Consider the following 15,228-nt stretch of genomic DNA (forward strand, 5'->3'; position numbering starts at 1 on the left):
AAGTTAAATAAGCAAATTAATTTCATTGTTAAACAAAATCAAAAAGAAAATTAAACAGTTTTTGAGGATTAAAGAATATATTTAAATAATAATATAACAATAAATATAATTATATTAAATGTTAATTATTTATCATTATAAATTAACATGACTAATATAAAAACAACAGGAGAAAAACTTATGATAGATCTCAATAAGATGTTTAAACCTGAATCCGTAGCTGTTATTGGAGCTTCCAGTACACCTGGAAAAGTAGGATATATCATTGTTGACAACCTCATCAATGATGGATTTGAAGGCGAAATCTATCCTGTAAACCCAAAAGGTGGGGAGATTCTTGGAAAACAAGCTTACGCAAATATAAAAGACGTGCCTGGAAAAGTAGACCTAGTAATCATAACTATCCCTTCCCCATTCGTAAATACTGCTGTTAAGGAATGTGGTGAAGTAGGTATTGAAAATATGGTAGTTATCACCGCCGGTTTTAAAGAAGTTGGCGAAGAAGGTGCTAAACTCGAAGCAGAATTAACTGCCCTTGGTAAAGAATATGGTATAAACATTATTGGACCAAATAGTTTAGGAATCACCGATTCACACACTCCTCTTAACGGATCATTTTCACAGATGATGCCGCCAACAGGAAATATGGCATTCATTTCACAAAGTGGAGCTATGATGGTAGCTATCATCGATTGGAGTGTAACTTCCGGAATTGGATTCAGTAAAGTTATCAGTTTAGGTAACAAAGCTGGAGTAACCGAAATCGAACTGCTACAGTACTTGGCAGAAGATGACGAAACCAATGTAATCATCTGTTATCTTGAATCCATTTCTGATGATGACGACTTTGTAAGAACAATGAGAGAAACCGCTCACAAAAAACCTATTATCGTGCTTAAATCCGGTTCAAGTTCAGCAGGAGCAGAAGCAGCATCCTCACACACAGGAGCCTTAGCTGGTAGTGACCTGGCATTTGATACCGCTTTCCACCAATCTGGAATCATGCGTGTAGAAACCATGGCAGAGTTATTTGACTTAGGTTTAGCATTCTCAAAAGCACCTCTTCCAAAAGGAGACAAAGTAGCCATTATTACTAATGCCGGTGGTGGAGGAGTACTTACCGTTGACGCAATGGAAAAGGCAGGACTCCAACTTGTTCAGTTTGATGAAGAAACCACTGCAAAATTAAAAGAATGCGTAACTGATGAAGGAAGTGCCAAAAACCCTATCGATGTATTGGGAGATGCACCAGTAATCAGATACAAAGAATCATTAGAACTTGTTTTAGGTTACGAAGATGTTGACAGTCTAATCGTTATGGTTTGTCCTACTGCATCAGCCGATCCTGACGGAATCGCAAATGCTATTCTTGAAGAAAAACAGAAATTCGATAAACCAATTATTGTTGTAAATATGGGAGGGCCATCTTTTGAAGCGGCAAATGACGCTTTAAGGGAAAACGGTGTGCCAACCTATGTATTCCCAGAAACTGCTGTAAAAGCACTGGAAGCAATGGTTAAATTTGCTGGATTAAAAGACAAAAAATACGATGATGTAATTGAAAAAATCGATGACGTTGACAAGGACGGTGTAAAAGCAATATTCGATAAAGTCAAAGCCGACGGCAGAGACACTTTACTTGGTAGTGAAGCATACGCCGTAGCTGAAGCCTATGGAATTTCCGCCGCACCAATCAAATTGTCAACCAGTGCTGATGAAGCCGCCCAACTCGCAGAAGAAATGGAATTCCCTGTTGTACTTAAAATCGCATCAGATAAGATTTTACACAAATCAGACATTGGCGGTGTGAAAGTAGGAATCAGCAGCGCCGAAGAAGCAAAAGCAACATATGATGAAATCATTGCTAATGCCAAAGCTGCACACCCGGATATTGTTCCTGACGGTGTGGAAGTGCAAAAAATGATGGATTCCGGTGAGGAAGTCATTGTCGGTATGATTCGTGACAAGCAATTCGGCCCTATGATTGCATTCGGTATGGGAGGAATCTACGTTAACCTTATTGAAGACGTATCATTCAACCTCGCAAAAGGTATGAGTTCCGATGAAATTGAAGAACAAATTGCATCAACCAAAGTGTCCAAACTGCTTGAAGGATACAGGGGAGAAGCACCTTGTGATGTTGAAGAAGTCAAGGAAGCCATCAAAAGGGTAGCCAGATTAACTTTAGACTTCCCGGAAATATCAGAACTTGATATCAACCCAATCTTTGTTTACGAAGAAGGTTCAAGTGCACTAGATATTAAAATCAAATTATAATTTCTCTCTTTTGAGAAATTAACTTTTTTTTATTTTTAATCTTTTTTTGGTGAAAATATGGATGGTGAAATCGATTTAGAATTATATACTATTTCAATAATCTGGTTAAATAAAGCTTTAGAAAAATTAGAGAATAATGAATCAATTGAAGAAATTGAAACCATGTTTAACGAAAGCTTTAATGATTTAAACAGATTATACCTTGACATTGTTCATGATTTAAACCAAGAAGAAGTTAATCTTAATGAATACTATCTATTCTTCCGAAATGGACGAAAAACATTTCCACATTATATCGAATTGTTGGAATCCATAGACAATGATCAGCTTGAAGCGGTTGTAGACTCACTGATAATCTTATTTAATAACTTCAACAAGATTGCTGAAGCGTTTACCCATGAGGAAGTGATTAGATGAATTGCGATTTGGAAAAAATCGGAATCAAGAAAGACCTTCAATATGAATGCATTACAACCACAATCAGTAAAGATGGAGAGAAAAATGCCGGTGCCTTCGCATTTAGATATCTGGGAGAGGACAAGGTTCACTGCCACATCTTTGAAGGATCAAAAACGCTGAAAAACATTCTAGATACTAAAGAATATGTAGTTAACATCACACAAAATCCATTGGTTTTCACCTATGCCACACTAGATTGCTTAGGCGATGAATATTACACTAATGATTCAGACATTGCAATCATTAAAAACACTCCCGCTTACATTATTGTGGACGTTGAAAATGTTGAGATTAAAACTCCAGAAAATTTCCCAATCAAAGGTGAAAACAGCATTTACTTCATCACAGGAAAAATCAGAGAATTCGTTGTTAATGATGAAAATGCACAGGCATTCAACAGAGGAATGTCAGCATTGATAGAATCACTTGTAAACTATTCAAGATATAAGATAGTTGATGAAACAAAAAGAAAAGCCTATATGGACAGATTAATTGAAAACCAGAGAATAATTGATAAGGTTTCAGACGAAAAAACAAAAAAAGCTATCGCCGATTTAAAGGCAGAATACGAAAAAAATTAAAAAAAAGCATAGTTTGGTTAACTATGCTTCCCAATATAAGTCATCGTGTGGAATAGTTTCATTTAATATTCCTAATTGAACTTCTAATTCTTGGAATGCATCCACGTTTGCTTTGTAGGTGTCATTCACACCTGAGATGAATGGGAAACTTTCTAATGATTTAGCTTCTGCATCCGCATTAGCAACAATATCCTCAGGTAATAATTTAACAACTTCATCGGTTTTGCCTGCTTCGATATTATCATTAATGAAATTGGTTGCATTTTCATGAATTGCAACAATATCTTTAGCAGTGTCAGCATGCTTATCCAAGAAATCCTGTGAAGCTGCTACAACACAACATGGGTGTCCTGGGAAGATTTCTGATGAATCAACTAATTCCTCAATATTGTCATCGGTTACACCAAGACTTACATATGGTTGGAAAGTAACTGCTGCAGGAAGACTGCCTGTTTTTAAAGCGTCATTAATGGATGGCACTTTCATTGCAGATTCGTTAACATCATCTAAAGACATTCCTTTCTCTTTTAAGTATGCTGAAAGTAATACATGTTGGATTGATGCTTCACCAGGAGTTGCAACAGTTTTACCTGCTAAATCGCTAGCATCATCAATATCAGAATCATCAGTTACAAGAATTCCACTACCTTCAATTTGAGCAGCAGAAATAACCTTTACAGGAACGCCAGCAGCAGCAGAGGACAATACAGGAGAAATTCCTACATAACCCACATCAACATCACCACTAGCCATAGCAGTCATTAAATCTCCACCGTTGTTAAATTGAACAAGTTCGGTGTTAATTCCTTTATCCTTATATAAACCTTGAGCATCTGCTACAAATAATGCAGCATCATGATCTGAAGGTAAATAACCTATTTTTACAGTGTCATCTGAACTTCCGCCTAAAAAGTCAAAAAGTCCTGCACTAGCTGAACCCATAACAAGGAATGCAGCAAGTGCCAACACTAAAACAAATGTAATTTTCTTATTCATTTTTTCACCGTAAATTAAGTAACTTAATTACACTAATATTATTTAAAGTATATTATAAATAAATTACTTTTTAATTAAGTTAACAATTGTTATATTGAATCCCCTATTTAATACTTATATATCAAGTTATATAAATATTTTGGAAAAATCATTTGCCGCCTAAGGCAACATTAACATACTTTTCAAGTTCCCTGCAATTGGACTTGTCGAAATTCTCCAGATTGTTAATGCTGGTTTGCTTATTGTTCTTTGAAAGAATTATATGCGTATTAATGTAACCGTCTTTTTCGATTAGCTTTAACAATCTTTTACCATATGTTAAATCAGGATTTGAAATTCTATTAAGCATGAAATTCAAAGTGGAAAAATCGTTGATGCCCAATACTTCACACATTCCATACATTTCATTGATTATTTCGGCGGCCCACTGTTTGAGAGTAACTTCCTTACCATCTTTTAGCAATCTCATCGAATCAACATAAGCTCTCTCAGCAGTATTTTCTTCGTTTAATTTAGCCTCCTTCTGCCATAAAGGATAATCCGATTCATCTTTAATGAACATGTAAATTAAAAAGAAATGCAAGAATTTCATGTCACGCCTTACAAGGCCGCATTTATAGAATGGATTGATATCCAAGGTTCTTATCTCAATGTATTCAATTCCATCCTCTTTAAGAGAATTTAATAAATCTTTAGGATCTTTAGATTTCAATCTGATTTGAGTATACAACTCTTTAGCTTCGGACAAATCTCCATTTTCAATAAAAGTATTAATATCCCTTACAAATTCATCAACGGAATCATATGATGGATACATTTCCTTTAAATTCTTATATCCGCAAGAAGCATTTCTAAATGAAGGTCCTTTTGTTGAATAATAGCTTCCATAATCGTCGCGAGCATCCATAAGATGAATGCAGTCATTGGAAAATGTCTTATGGGAACCTATTGAACAACCTGTCAGATAAATAATTAGCCATGAATATCTGAGATAATTTCTGGCTATTTTCAAATAGACTCCATTTTTAAATTCCTTAAATGACATGTGAGAGTCTTCAATAGCATATAATTTCTTTAAAAAGTCTTCACTGAATGAAAAGTTGAAATGAACTCCGGAAATCATTTGTTTTTTAACGCCATACTTTTTAGCCAAATCTTCACGGTATTTTTGTGAATCTTCACCCTCTTGGGAATATTGCGCTATTGGTATCTGATCCCAATAAGGCAAGATACATGGAATTGACTGAAACCATAGATATTCATCTTCTGGAAGTGAAGCATTAACCAAATCAGACAATAAGGAGAATGTATCAAATGCATCATCAATCGTATCAAAAGTTGGAGTTATGATTTCGATTTGGCTTTCTGAAAAATCAGTAGTTATCAATGGATTTTTAAGTTTATCGCCAAAAACTGCAGGATGAGGCGTTAAAGATAATTTTCCATCGTCTTTAGCCCGTAAACTTTCCCATTCAATACCAAATGAACCCGCCAATATTTCATTTGAAGATAATTTAGACACATTTTTTAAATTCATCTCCATCCCTACTGAATAACTTTGTTATATTAATTATATAATATTATCTAGTCTACCGTAATCATCAATTAATTTTTCAATTTTTTCTCCACCGTGCATTGCCGATATAATCTCCTTTCCAGGATTTGTTCGTTTTTTAATGCGTTCATACAATGCATTTAAAAATATTTCTTCTCCAAATCCTCTATTCTCAAGACCTTCAGCAGATAAATCAACAATATCCTTTGACAATTTACAGATATCCTTTGTATCGACAAATGACGGGAGTTCATCCTGAATCAGAAGTTTTCTAAGCTCGCCTGCAGTATAACCGTTATGGTAGATTACCTCATCATTATCGACAATCCTTTCCAACTCATCCAGATTATCTTTTAGACCCAGATGAAAAGCCGCAACACACATTGAATCACGAATCGGTTGTGTGCAGATACTTCTGAATTCCACAGTTCCCCTGAATGTCAAATTGATGAATTTGAACGGCCTCAAATATTTAATATCATCAATTGATGGTTTGAAATCAATTTCCTTATACTCCCCATCATCATAGATTTCACCACAAATCACATCCCTGCTGAAGTAGTCTAGCAGATTAACGGATGGAAAATTAATGTATGACCCCTCACGCATTACACAATACATGTTTAATGATTCAAGATATGCCTGGAGGTCTTCAATATCCTTAAAATCAACATCATAGACTCCAATATTGTGTGGATTTACACCATGAGTTGAATATTCCCATAGAGGATCTCTAAAACACGTTACATGTTTATTCTCATCCAACAAGACCGAATTGGAGAATAATAATGCCTTAATAGGTTCAATTTTTGAAAACACATTGATTGTTTTAATCAAATCATCCCTGTGAACATCAATCTGTACCTGTGAGGCTGATGAAAACATTCCGTATTCGGGATATTTGTGAAAATGCATTGGAACGCTTTCATAATTGTCGACTGACTTTAGATGATGATAAAGCATCAGGTATCTTTCTGAAGGAATGGGCTTGTGTATATTGTATTTTCTATACGGATTAATTCCCATTCCGGTCAATGTGTGATTAAACTCCTCAAATGATTCCTTGACAAAAGAATAATAATCACAGAATCTCTCGTTTATTGTAAATAAGTCCTTTTCACGACCCATTGCAAATTCAATGTTGTTATATGAGCAATCATAACAAACTATATCCTCCGTTTTAGAGTCTTTTAAAGAAAAGATATTGCCTTCATAATCAATGCCCTCCTCTTTAAAGTCAGAGTAATGGTTTTGAAACTCATCAGTAATCCTGTGGACAACATCAAAATTCACTGGCTTTTTGTCAAGATTAAGAATGGGAATTTCAATTTCAATGCCTATGAAATCCTTTTTCTGATTTGTAGGAAGGATAAACTCATCGAAAAGCTTATTTCTAATAATATCTTTACTAATCATTATTCACTTCCAGATTAATTGATTTTTGAAACTCCTCAATCGCTTTTTCATGATCTTCAGTTAAAATAAATTCGTTTTTGTGCTCTTCACTTTCAAATATGATATTTCCATCAATTAAAGCAAATAATTTGTTTAGCTCCACTTGCTTCCAATTTTCATCATCATTAATTGGCGTTGTTGCGACTAAAAATCCCTCATCACTTTTCAAGTAATACAATGATTCTCTCATGTTAGAATGAATATAAGTTAAGTCTCCATCGTAAATCATTAAGTTTAGCTTATTGTTTTTAGATAATTTCTCTACTATTCCTGTCAGTATATCAAAACGTTCCTTTATTGTTGATGGAGCCCCTTTAGCCTGTTCGAATTCGTTAATCTTATCTATTATATAAAACAGTATTCGCTCGGAATCTGTGTCCCCATTTTCCCTATCCTTATATTCCTCAAGTGGCGGATAGTCAAAAATGGTTCCATTATGTATTAGCATCCATGATCTGTTATTATCATCGGATTCGATAAACGGGTGACAATTGGGAGATATTATTTCACCAACCGTTGCTAATCTGATATGAGCGAATACATTTTTTCCAATAACAGGATGAGACAATATATCTTTTAGGTGTTGACTGCATGCTGCTTTTATAGGCTCTTTATTAATAACAAATTCATCTGATTGCATAGTAGCCAATCCCCATCCGTGTGGATGTTCTTCTGAGTGGTTATAAAAACATTCTAAACATTCATTTATTTGCTTTGGCGTATTTGAATTAAAACAAAAAATTTCACACATATACATTATCCTCCTATCATTGAATTTATCACAATTGTTATATTGCAATAACATATGTTATATATTTCATAGTATTTAAACATTTCAAAAAAAATGGAAAGTAGTGGAATTAACTACTTTGCCAAAAAATTTTATCTTCAGAAATAGGTTTTTTCAAAATTCCCAAATTAACTTCCAAATCCATAAAGTCCATTACATTCTGTTTATATTCATCATCCAAACCGGAAATGAATGGGAAACCTGACATTGCAGATTTTTCAACTTCCACATCGCTAACGATATCACTTGGAAGCATTTTTGCCGCTTCATCAGTATTGTTGTTGATGAAATCTGTTGCATCTTCATGGATTTTTAAAATCTTTTGAGTTTCATTAGGATGTTCATCAATGAACTTATCGGAAGCAACTACAACACAGCATGGATGATTTGGTATGATTTCTGCTGAATCTGTTAAGACTTTAGCGCCATTTTTCTCGGCGATTGACACATATGGTTCAAAAGTAATCATTCCATCAATTTTGCCTGTCTTTAGGGCATCATTCATTGAAGGAACTTTCATTGATGAAACTTTCAAATCATTGATTGACATTCCGTTTTGCTCCAGATAATATGTAAGCAACATGTGCTGGATTGACGCTTCACCGGGAGTAGCAATTTTTTTACCCGCCAAATCAGATACCGAATTTATTCCGGAATCGCTAGCAACGACAATTCCAGATCCTTCAACCTGGGCTGCTGAGATAACTTTAACAGGAACTCCATTTGCAATTGAAGACAACACTGGAGTTATTCCAACATATCCAACATCGACATCTCCACTTGCCATGGCAGTCATTAAATCTCCACCATTGTTGAATTGAACTAATTTTGTATTAATACCATTTTCAGCATATTTTCCCTGCGCATCAGCTACAAACAATGCTGCATCATGGTCTGATGGCAAGTAACCAATAGTTACTTCCTCACCACCACTTCCCAAAACGAAATATGCTCCAACGCAAACAACAACAATTGCTATAATAATTGCGATAATTTTATTATCCATTTTATCACCATTATTAAATATATTGAAAAAATTATTAAAGGTTTTGATTATGGTAGCTGAAAAGATAGACCAGTGCTTGAAGCCACATGGTGAAGAAGGCATCGAGACAATAGAAAGGATGAATGAAAACCACAAACCCATCTCTGAATTTGCATTTGAATGTGTTGATGTGGGCAAAAACGATAAAATCCTAGATATCGGCTGTGGAGGAGGAGTCAATATTGAAAAGTTTCTCAAATTAACCCGCAATGATGTTGATGGCCTTGACTACTCCGATGTATCTATTAGTGAATCCATCAAAAGAAATCAAAAAGCCATTGACAGCAACAGATGCAGGATAATTCAAGCCAGTGTTGATGATATGCCCATTAATGATAATGAATATGATTTGGTAACAGCTTTTGAGACTATCTACTTCTGGCCAGAAATTGGCGAAACATTTAAGGAAGTCTTTCGAATAATTAAACCGCATGGCCAATTCTTGATTGCACAGGGAACCGATGGAAACCATCCTGATGATGAAAAATGGTTGAAAACAGTTGAAGGAATGAGAGTTTATACTCCAATACAATTAGAAGAGTACCTGTTGAATGCAGGATTCAGCACTGTTGAAATCTTTAAAAAAGAAAATTCATATATTTTAATAGTGATTGGAAAAAAATAGAAAAAAAGAAGTTATAATAACTCTTTTCTTAAGTCAATTGTGTCTTTTAAATCCGGTCCGGTAGAAATAATGGTTACCGGCACCCCGGTTTCAGTCTGTATGTCTTCGATAAATGCCTTGGTTTCTGCGGACAATTCCCCATAGTCCTGTACACGTGCACAATCGAATAGTCTGTCGACACATGTTAAAGCTATTTGTGTTGCACCATTGATTCTGCAGGATTCCTTAGCAAGTTCCATGTCAAAGTAACCGATTCTTCTGCGGCGTCCTGTAACAACACCATACTCTTCCAAACCTTTACTTTCCGCTTCTTCCTGAGTCATTTCAGTTGGAAATGGTCCTTCTCCAACACGGGAAATGTATGATTTGAATACATTTATGACTTCATCTATTTTAGTTGGCCCCACACCTACATCCGCAGCGAATGTGGATGCTGTTGTATCTTTACTTGTGACAAACGGATAAGATCCATAGTAAAGGGATAGAGCGAAACCTTGTGACCCTTCAATAAATACATCCCTTCCCTCATCAATAGCCTCATTGACTTCAAGAGACACATCGGTGATGTAGTTTTCAAGCTCGGGAACTTCCTGTGCCAATTCAATGGTTCTCATTACACGGTCAGAGTTTGCAGGTCCGCAACCAGAGCCGGTACTTCCGATTTTTTTAGACAAATGTTCTGAAGATTTGTCCCTATTCAGGTGTTCCTCTCTAATAATTGCACATCTAGGATCCACACACATTCTTTCTTTAACATTATATTTTTTTAAGTCTTCAAATTCTTTGAATAACACATCCGGATTGACCAAAACTCCTGCTCCAATCATGAGTTTCGCATCGGTATGCACAAATCCAGAAGGGGTTAACCTTAAACCATATTTCTCTCCATTAAACTCAACAGAGTGTCCTGCATTAGGTCCAACACCTGCACGAGCAATAATGTCTGGTTTATCATTTTCACAAAGGTAAGTGATACATTTTCCTTTACCTTCATCTCCCCATGCTCCTCCAACTAAAATACTACAAGTCATTTAATAACTCCTTAAATATCATATCTAAATTTAAAAAATAAAATTTTAATAACAGTAATATTATATCATTTATGATTAAAAAACTTTTGCAATATCATTAAATATGACATAAAATAAAGAATTATATACTATTAAATAAACTCAAGGTAATCAATATGTATATTGAAAGACATTATAGAGAGTTAGAAAATGTTGAAGAAGTGCGAGTTTATAATGTTAATAAATTGAATTTTTTTGAAGACGCTCCTCAGGTAGAAAAACCTGAAAAGGTCCGTTTTAGTAATGTTATGAAGCACGTGCCTTCAGACATAAATGTTTTCAGACCAATTGACGATGGTGAAGACTATATCATTGAAAGAATTGGTTGGAACATACTTGAAAGGTTAAACATAAAACTAGAAAATGTTGAGGGGCGAAAATTTAGCCAAGCATCACCCATATATTTTGAAATCTTTAAAGATTATTTTAAAGAAGTTTTAAATACATCCAACACAAAAGCCATAAGAATCTTTTACCTCATGAGCGATAAGGTTCAAAGTCTTGCAAATATCAACATTCTTTGTGATGAAGGACATATTTATTTAATTTCCGATTTGAAAAATGACTTTGAAGAAGTTGACAGTATTGAAACTCAAGAAAAATTAGAAGAGGAAAACAAGGCTAATCTAATCGAATATTTCTCGCAAACAGGAAGTTATTATAAGACTCGTGGCGAATTTACCTGGACTCCCGGCATTTATAATATCATAAACCGTCCAAATGAGCCCCAAGACAGATATTACAACATCATATTTGATTTGGTAATTCCTGAAGATAAGCCATTAGTCGAAGAGCTTCTTCAAACCATGAGCCCTGAAACAGACACTTATGAAAACATCATTCGTATTAAAACTCCTGGTGGCAAAATTAAATATTTAGATACATATCTTTACTCCAAATTTGATGAAAGCGGAGAGGAAATCAGCCATTATGGATTATTTAAAGACATTGGTGCAGATTCACAGCATCATACGACCAGACCAATGGATTTTATATTGAATGGTTTTAATCATAATTCAAAATTATCCCTTCTTATTGAGCCTTTAAGTAAGAGATATGAATTCAGTGAAGGATTTTACGATATGATTGAAATTCCTAAAGAAAAATACATTCACGGAACGGACATCATAACCAATATTGTTGAAGAGGACGTAAGAGAAGAATTATATAAACTACTTGAGGGAAAAATTACAGAAGTAAATAGAATATTTACCTACAGGGTACATGGGGATGAAGACAACGAAAAGGTATGCGAATTATTCATTGAGAGATTTGATTACGGAAACAAGAAACACAGTATTGGATTTTTGACTGACATTACAATTTCACGCCAAAAACAACGTGAATTAATTGAATCTAATGCAAATAAAAATATTCTTATTAAGGAAGTTCACCACAGGGTTAAAAACAACTTGCAGGTATTGAATAGTTTCTTAAACTTAGAAAGAAGAGCCTATAAAGATAAACCAAATCTAATTCTTGACAATATGCAGGCACGACTTTCTTCACTAGCACTACTTCATGAAAAAACCTACAAAACAGAAGACTTTATTAACATCAACCTCAAGGAATACCTGGATGATCAGGATGAAACGCTCAAAATGTTATTTGGTGCAAAAAACATTAATTTTGTCTCTGATGTGGATCCAGACATTCACTTATCAATTGAAGTTATAACCCCATTACTATTAGTTGTGGATGAATTGACAATGAATGCAATCAAACATGCATTTCCAGATCCTGACATGCCCGATAAAACAATATTCAAACAAATCAAACGTCTAGATGACAGTATTTGTGAATTTATCTTGAAAGACAATGGAGTTGGACTTGGAGACCCCGACAAATTAATTAATCATAATTTAGGATGGGAAATTGTAAACAACTTAACCAAACAAATTAATGGAGAAATTGAAATTTTAGATTGTGATGAGGGAACCGCATTTAAGATAATATTCCCTATAAGCTTTGAACACACAATTGAATACCATCTCAACAAAATAATGGGTGAGACTAATGAAAATTGAAAGAGAATACCGGAAATTAGAAGATATTGAAGAAATCAGAATCTTTAATATCAAAGAAAAGGAACTGTACATTCAAGTCCCACAAGAATTTGAAGTTGAGAAAATTCCTTTTGAAAAAACATTAAATAGCATTATAAACGATATTGACATTTTTATACCATACAATGATGGAGAGGATTTCATTATTCACAGATTGGGATTAAGTGCACTGGCAAGAGGACATATCAAGCAAAGCAATGTTGCCGGACGTCTGCTCAGTAAAACTTCCCCGGCATTTTATGAAATATTGGCAGGTCCCCTAAAGGAGGTCTATAAAACTCGCAAATCCAAAAAAATGAGATTTTTATACCATTTTAATGAAAAATTAGCCAGATTTTCAAATGTGAAAATAATTTACGATCACGACAGACTTATTTTAGTCTCAGACCACAGAGATAATCGTGAAAGTAAACTCCACATCCCAGACGATGAAAAATATGATGAAAAGGCCAATTTCATTGAATATTTCTCACAAACCGGAAGTTACTATAAGATTAAAGACAAATACACATGGACCCAAGGGATTTATAATATCCTAAATCGTCCTAGAGTGGAAAACGATGAATATTACAACATTGTTTTCGATTTGGTTATTCCTGAAGACAGACCAATAGTTGAAAAAATGCTCAAGGAACTGGACCAGGGAAGAAGTTCCTACGATGCAATCATGCGAATCAAAACTGATGACGGTACTTTAAAATATGTTGAAATAAATCTTTATTCCAAATTTGATGAACACGGAGAGTTGCTAAGTCGTTACGGTTTAATAAAAGATGTCAGTGCTGATTCTAACAAAAAAATGACCCGACCGATTGATTTCCTATTGAATGGATTTAAAAACAGCAAAAAATTAGCATTGATGATTGAGCCATTGAATTTGAAACAATGCGAATTCTCAAAAGGTTTCTATCATTTAATTGAAATACCTCCTGAGGAATATCATCACAGCCATGAAGTTCTGGACAACATCGTTGAAGAGGACATCAAATGCAAATTCAAGAGATTGCTCGATAAAGAGACAAACGAAATCGATGAAACCTTTACATACAATGTTCATGGAGATGAAAACAATCAAAAAATCTGTGAATTATACCTTGAAAGATTTACTTACGGCTCTGATTCCCACAGCATCGGTTTTCTAACTGACATTACCGAAGAACGCCAAAAGCAAAAGGCACTGTCTGAAGCTAATGAACATCAAAAGGTCTTAATCAAGGAAGTTCACCACAGAGTAAAGAACAACTTGCAAGTTCTAAACAGTTTCCTAAACCTGGAAAAAAGAGCATACAAGAACAAACCTAATATAATTATTGACCATATGCAGTCAAGGCTATCTTCACTCGCTATTCTTCACGAAAAGACATACAACACTACTGACTTTAAAAACATTAATCTAAGCGAATATATTCAAGACCAAGATAGCCAATTGAGAAGCTTGATCGGTTTGAGGGACGGCATTGAATTTGAATCAAATGTTGATGAGAATTTGACTTTAACCATTGAGGTCATTACCCCATTATTGCTCGTTATTGATGAATTGACCATGAATGCAATCAAACATGCGTTCCCTGATAAAAGCGTTCCAAACAAAAAAATAACCAAAAGAATTAGAAAAATCGATGAACACAATGCTGAATTAATCTTAAGCGACAATGGTGTTGGAATTGATAATCCGGACGCCATAACAAAAAATCTAGGATGCGAGATTATCAGAAATCTCACAAAACAACTGGACGGCGAAATCAAATTAATTAAACATGAGAATGGTACAGCATATAAATTAACATTCCCAATCGATATGGAACATACAATAGAGGGATAATGAATAAAGATAAATAATGTCAAACTTTAAATAAAATAAATTACATAAATTTTAAATTATAAGGATGATAAAATGAATGAAAGAATATTAATTGTTGAAGATGAAGCAATTACTGCATTAGATTTGAAATATAGTTTAGAAGAACTTGGATATGAAGTAATTGATACCGTTGATACTGGTCAGGACGCTATTGATACAGCAGCAGAAAAAACACCAGACGTTGTTTTAATGGACATTAAATTAAAAGGAGATATGGAAGGTATTGAAGCTGCAGAAGTAATTTCAGAATGGAATATTCCAATCATTTATTTAACTGCAAACACCGATATTGATACCTTTGAAAAGTCAAATGTTAAAGGATCATATGGATTCGTTTCAAAACCATACGATATCAGCAAATTAGATAAAACCCTTAAAATAACTATCAACAGAGCAAAATTAGAAGCAAAAAAATTAAATGACGCAAGCGGTTTTACTGAATAGATTT

The 15,228-nt window shown here is 34.4% G+C and carries 13 protein-coding genes; 7 read left to right on the forward strand and 6 right to left on the reverse strand.

The annotated features are described in order from the left end of the window. Window positions 1-180: 180 nt before the first annotated feature. From acs to ACJMLO_RS03900, 3 genes are read left to right on the forward strand one after another with little or no spacing between them, the layout of a single operon-like run. Window positions 181-2,277 (forward strand): acetate--CoA ligase alpha subunit, encoded by a 2,097-nt coding sequence (acs, locus tag ACJMLO_RS03890; RefSeq protein ID WP_405294109.1) that lies wholly within the window; start codon window positions 181-183, stop codon window positions 2,275-2,277. Window positions 2,278-2,334: 57 nt separating this feature from the next. Next, the gene (locus ACJMLO_RS03895; RefSeq protein ID WP_405294111.1) at window positions 2,335-2,694 is read left to right on the forward strand and encodes a hypothetical protein; all 360 of its coding nucleotides are present in this window, start codon (window positions 2,335-2,337) and stop codon (window positions 2,692-2,694) included. After that, window positions 2,691-3,317: a DUF447 domain-containing protein gene (locus ACJMLO_RS03900; RefSeq protein ID WP_405294113.1), complete on the forward strand. Its 627-nt coding sequence runs from the start codon at window positions 2,691-2,693 to the stop codon at window positions 3,315-3,317. The genes ACJMLO_RS03895 and ACJMLO_RS03900 overlap by 4 nt, the downstream gene beginning before the upstream one ends. Before the next feature lie 21 nt (window positions 3,318-3,338). On the opposite strand, the gene ACJMLO_RS03905 is transcribed toward ACJMLO_RS03900, so the two are convergent. From ACJMLO_RS03905 to ACJMLO_RS03925, 5 genes are all read right to left on the reverse strand, one after another. Beyond that, window positions 3,339-4,313, reverse strand: coding sequence for an ABC transporter substrate-binding protein (locus ACJMLO_RS03905; RefSeq protein WP_405294115.1), 975 nt, complete (start codon window positions 4,311-4,313; stop codon window positions 3,339-3,341). A 148-nt stretch (window positions 4,314-4,461) separates the two neighbouring features. Beyond that, window positions 4,462-5,850, reverse strand: a complete 1,389-nt coding sequence (locus ACJMLO_RS03910; protein ID WP_405294117.1) for a glutamate--cysteine ligase — start codon at window positions 5,848-5,850, stop codon at window positions 4,462-4,464. A gap of 33 nt (window positions 5,851-5,883) precedes the next feature. Next, complete coding sequence (locus ACJMLO_RS03915; protein ID WP_405294119.1) at window positions 5,884-7,284, reverse strand: hypothetical protein; 1,401 nt, start codon at window positions 7,282-7,284, stop codon at window positions 5,884-5,886. Next, entirely contained in the window at window positions 7,277-8,074 is a 798-nt protein-coding gene (locus ACJMLO_RS03920) for a class II glutamine amidotransferase (protein ID WP_405294121.1), read from the reverse strand. Before ACJMLO_RS03920 ends, ACJMLO_RS03915 begins: the two co-directional genes overlap by 8 nt. Before the next feature lie 109 nt (window positions 8,075-8,183). Then, the gene (locus ACJMLO_RS03925) at window positions 8,184-9,119 is read right to left on the reverse strand and encodes an ABC transporter substrate-binding protein (protein ID WP_405294123.1); all 936 of its coding nucleotides are present in this window, start codon (window positions 9,117-9,119) and stop codon (window positions 8,184-8,186) included. Between the two features lie 49 nt (window positions 9,120-9,168). Between ACJMLO_RS03925 and ACJMLO_RS03930 the strand changes: the two genes are divergently transcribed. After that, window positions 9,169-9,783 (forward strand): class I SAM-dependent methyltransferase, encoded by a 615-nt coding sequence (locus ACJMLO_RS03930; RefSeq protein WP_405294125.1) that lies wholly within the window; start codon window positions 9,169-9,171, stop codon window positions 9,781-9,783. Window positions 9,784-9,794: 11 nt separating this feature from the next. On the opposite strand, the gene ACJMLO_RS03935 is transcribed toward ACJMLO_RS03930, so the two are convergent. Further along, window positions 9,795-10,814, reverse strand: a complete 1,020-nt coding sequence (locus tag ACJMLO_RS03935; RefSeq protein WP_405294127.1) for an adenylosuccinate synthetase — start codon at window positions 10,812-10,814, stop codon at window positions 9,795-9,797. Window positions 10,815-10,969: 155 nt separating this feature from the next. On the opposite strand from ACJMLO_RS03935, the gene ACJMLO_RS03940 reads away from it, so the two are divergent. The 3 genes from ACJMLO_RS03940 to ACJMLO_RS03950 all read left to right on the forward strand — a co-directional run bounded on the left by ACJMLO_RS03940 (window position 10,970) and on the right by ACJMLO_RS03950 (window position 15,224). Beyond that, entirely contained in the window at window positions 10,970-12,880 is a 1,911-nt protein-coding gene (locus ACJMLO_RS03940) for a histidine kinase dimerization/phosphoacceptor domain -containing protein (RefSeq protein ID WP_405294129.1), read from the forward strand. Next, window positions 12,870-14,741 (forward strand): histidine kinase dimerization/phosphoacceptor domain -containing protein, encoded by a 1,872-nt coding sequence (locus ACJMLO_RS03945; RefSeq protein ID WP_405294131.1) that lies wholly within the window; start codon window positions 12,870-12,872, stop codon window positions 14,739-14,741. The genes ACJMLO_RS03940 and ACJMLO_RS03945 overlap by 11 nt, the downstream gene beginning before the upstream one ends. Window positions 14,742-14,813: 72 nt before the next feature. After that, on the forward strand, window positions 14,814-15,224 hold the full coding sequence (locus ACJMLO_RS03950) for a response regulator (protein ID WP_405294133.1): 411 nt from the start codon (window positions 14,814-14,816) through the stop codon (window positions 15,222-15,224). Window positions 15,225-15,228: the final 4 nt, after the last annotated feature.

It is taken from the genome of Methanobrevibacter sp., assembly GCF_045120835.1.
In the GTDB taxonomy this organism is placed as follows: domain Archaea; phylum Methanobacteriota; class Methanobacteria; order Methanobacteriales; family Methanobacteriaceae; genus Methanocatella.

Coding starts and splice junctions, on each gene's coding strand:
- acs (WP_405294109.1), top strand. CDS start 181: ATGATAGATCTCAATAAGATGTTTAAACCTGAATCCGTAGCTGTTATT.
- ACJMLO_RS03895 (WP_405294111.1), top strand. CDS start 2,335: ATGGATGGTGAAATCGATTTAGAATTATATACTATTTCAATAATCTGG.
- ACJMLO_RS03900 (WP_405294113.1), top strand. CDS start 2,691: ATGAATTGCGATTTGGAAAAAATCGGAATCAAGAAAGACCTTCAATAT.
- ACJMLO_RS03905 (WP_405294115.1), bottom strand. CDS start 4,313: ATGAATAAGAAAATTACATTTGTTTTAGTGTTGGCACTTGCTGCATTC.
- ACJMLO_RS03910 (WP_405294117.1), bottom strand. CDS start 5,850: ATGAATTTAAAAAATGTGTCTAAATTATCTTCAAATGAAATATTGGCG.
- ACJMLO_RS03915 (WP_405294119.1), bottom strand. CDS start 7,284: ATGATTAGTAAAGATATTATTAGAAATAAGCTTTTCGATGAGTTTATC.
- ACJMLO_RS03920 (WP_405294121.1), bottom strand. CDS start 8,074: ATGTGTGAAATTTTTTGTTTTAATTCAAATACGCCAAAGCAAATAAAT.
- ACJMLO_RS03925 (WP_405294123.1), bottom strand. CDS start 9,119: ATGGATAATAAAATTATCGCAATTATTATAGCAATTGTTGTTGTTTGC.
- ACJMLO_RS03930 (WP_405294125.1), top strand. CDS start 9,169: ATGGTAGCTGAAAAGATAGACCAGTGCTTGAAGCCACATGGTGAAGAA.
- ACJMLO_RS03935 (WP_405294127.1), bottom strand. CDS start 10,814: ATGACTTGTAGTATTTTAGTTGGAGGAGCATGGGGAGATGAAGGTAAA.
- ACJMLO_RS03940 (WP_405294129.1), top strand. CDS start 10,970: ATGTATATTGAAAGACATTATAGAGAGTTAGAAAATGTTGAAGAAGTG.
- ACJMLO_RS03945 (WP_405294131.1), top strand. CDS start 12,870: ATGAAAATTGAAAGAGAATACCGGAAATTAGAAGATATTGAAGAAATC.
- ACJMLO_RS03950 (WP_405294133.1), top strand. CDS start 14,814: ATGAATGAAAGAATATTAATTGTTGAAGATGAAGCAATTACTGCATTA.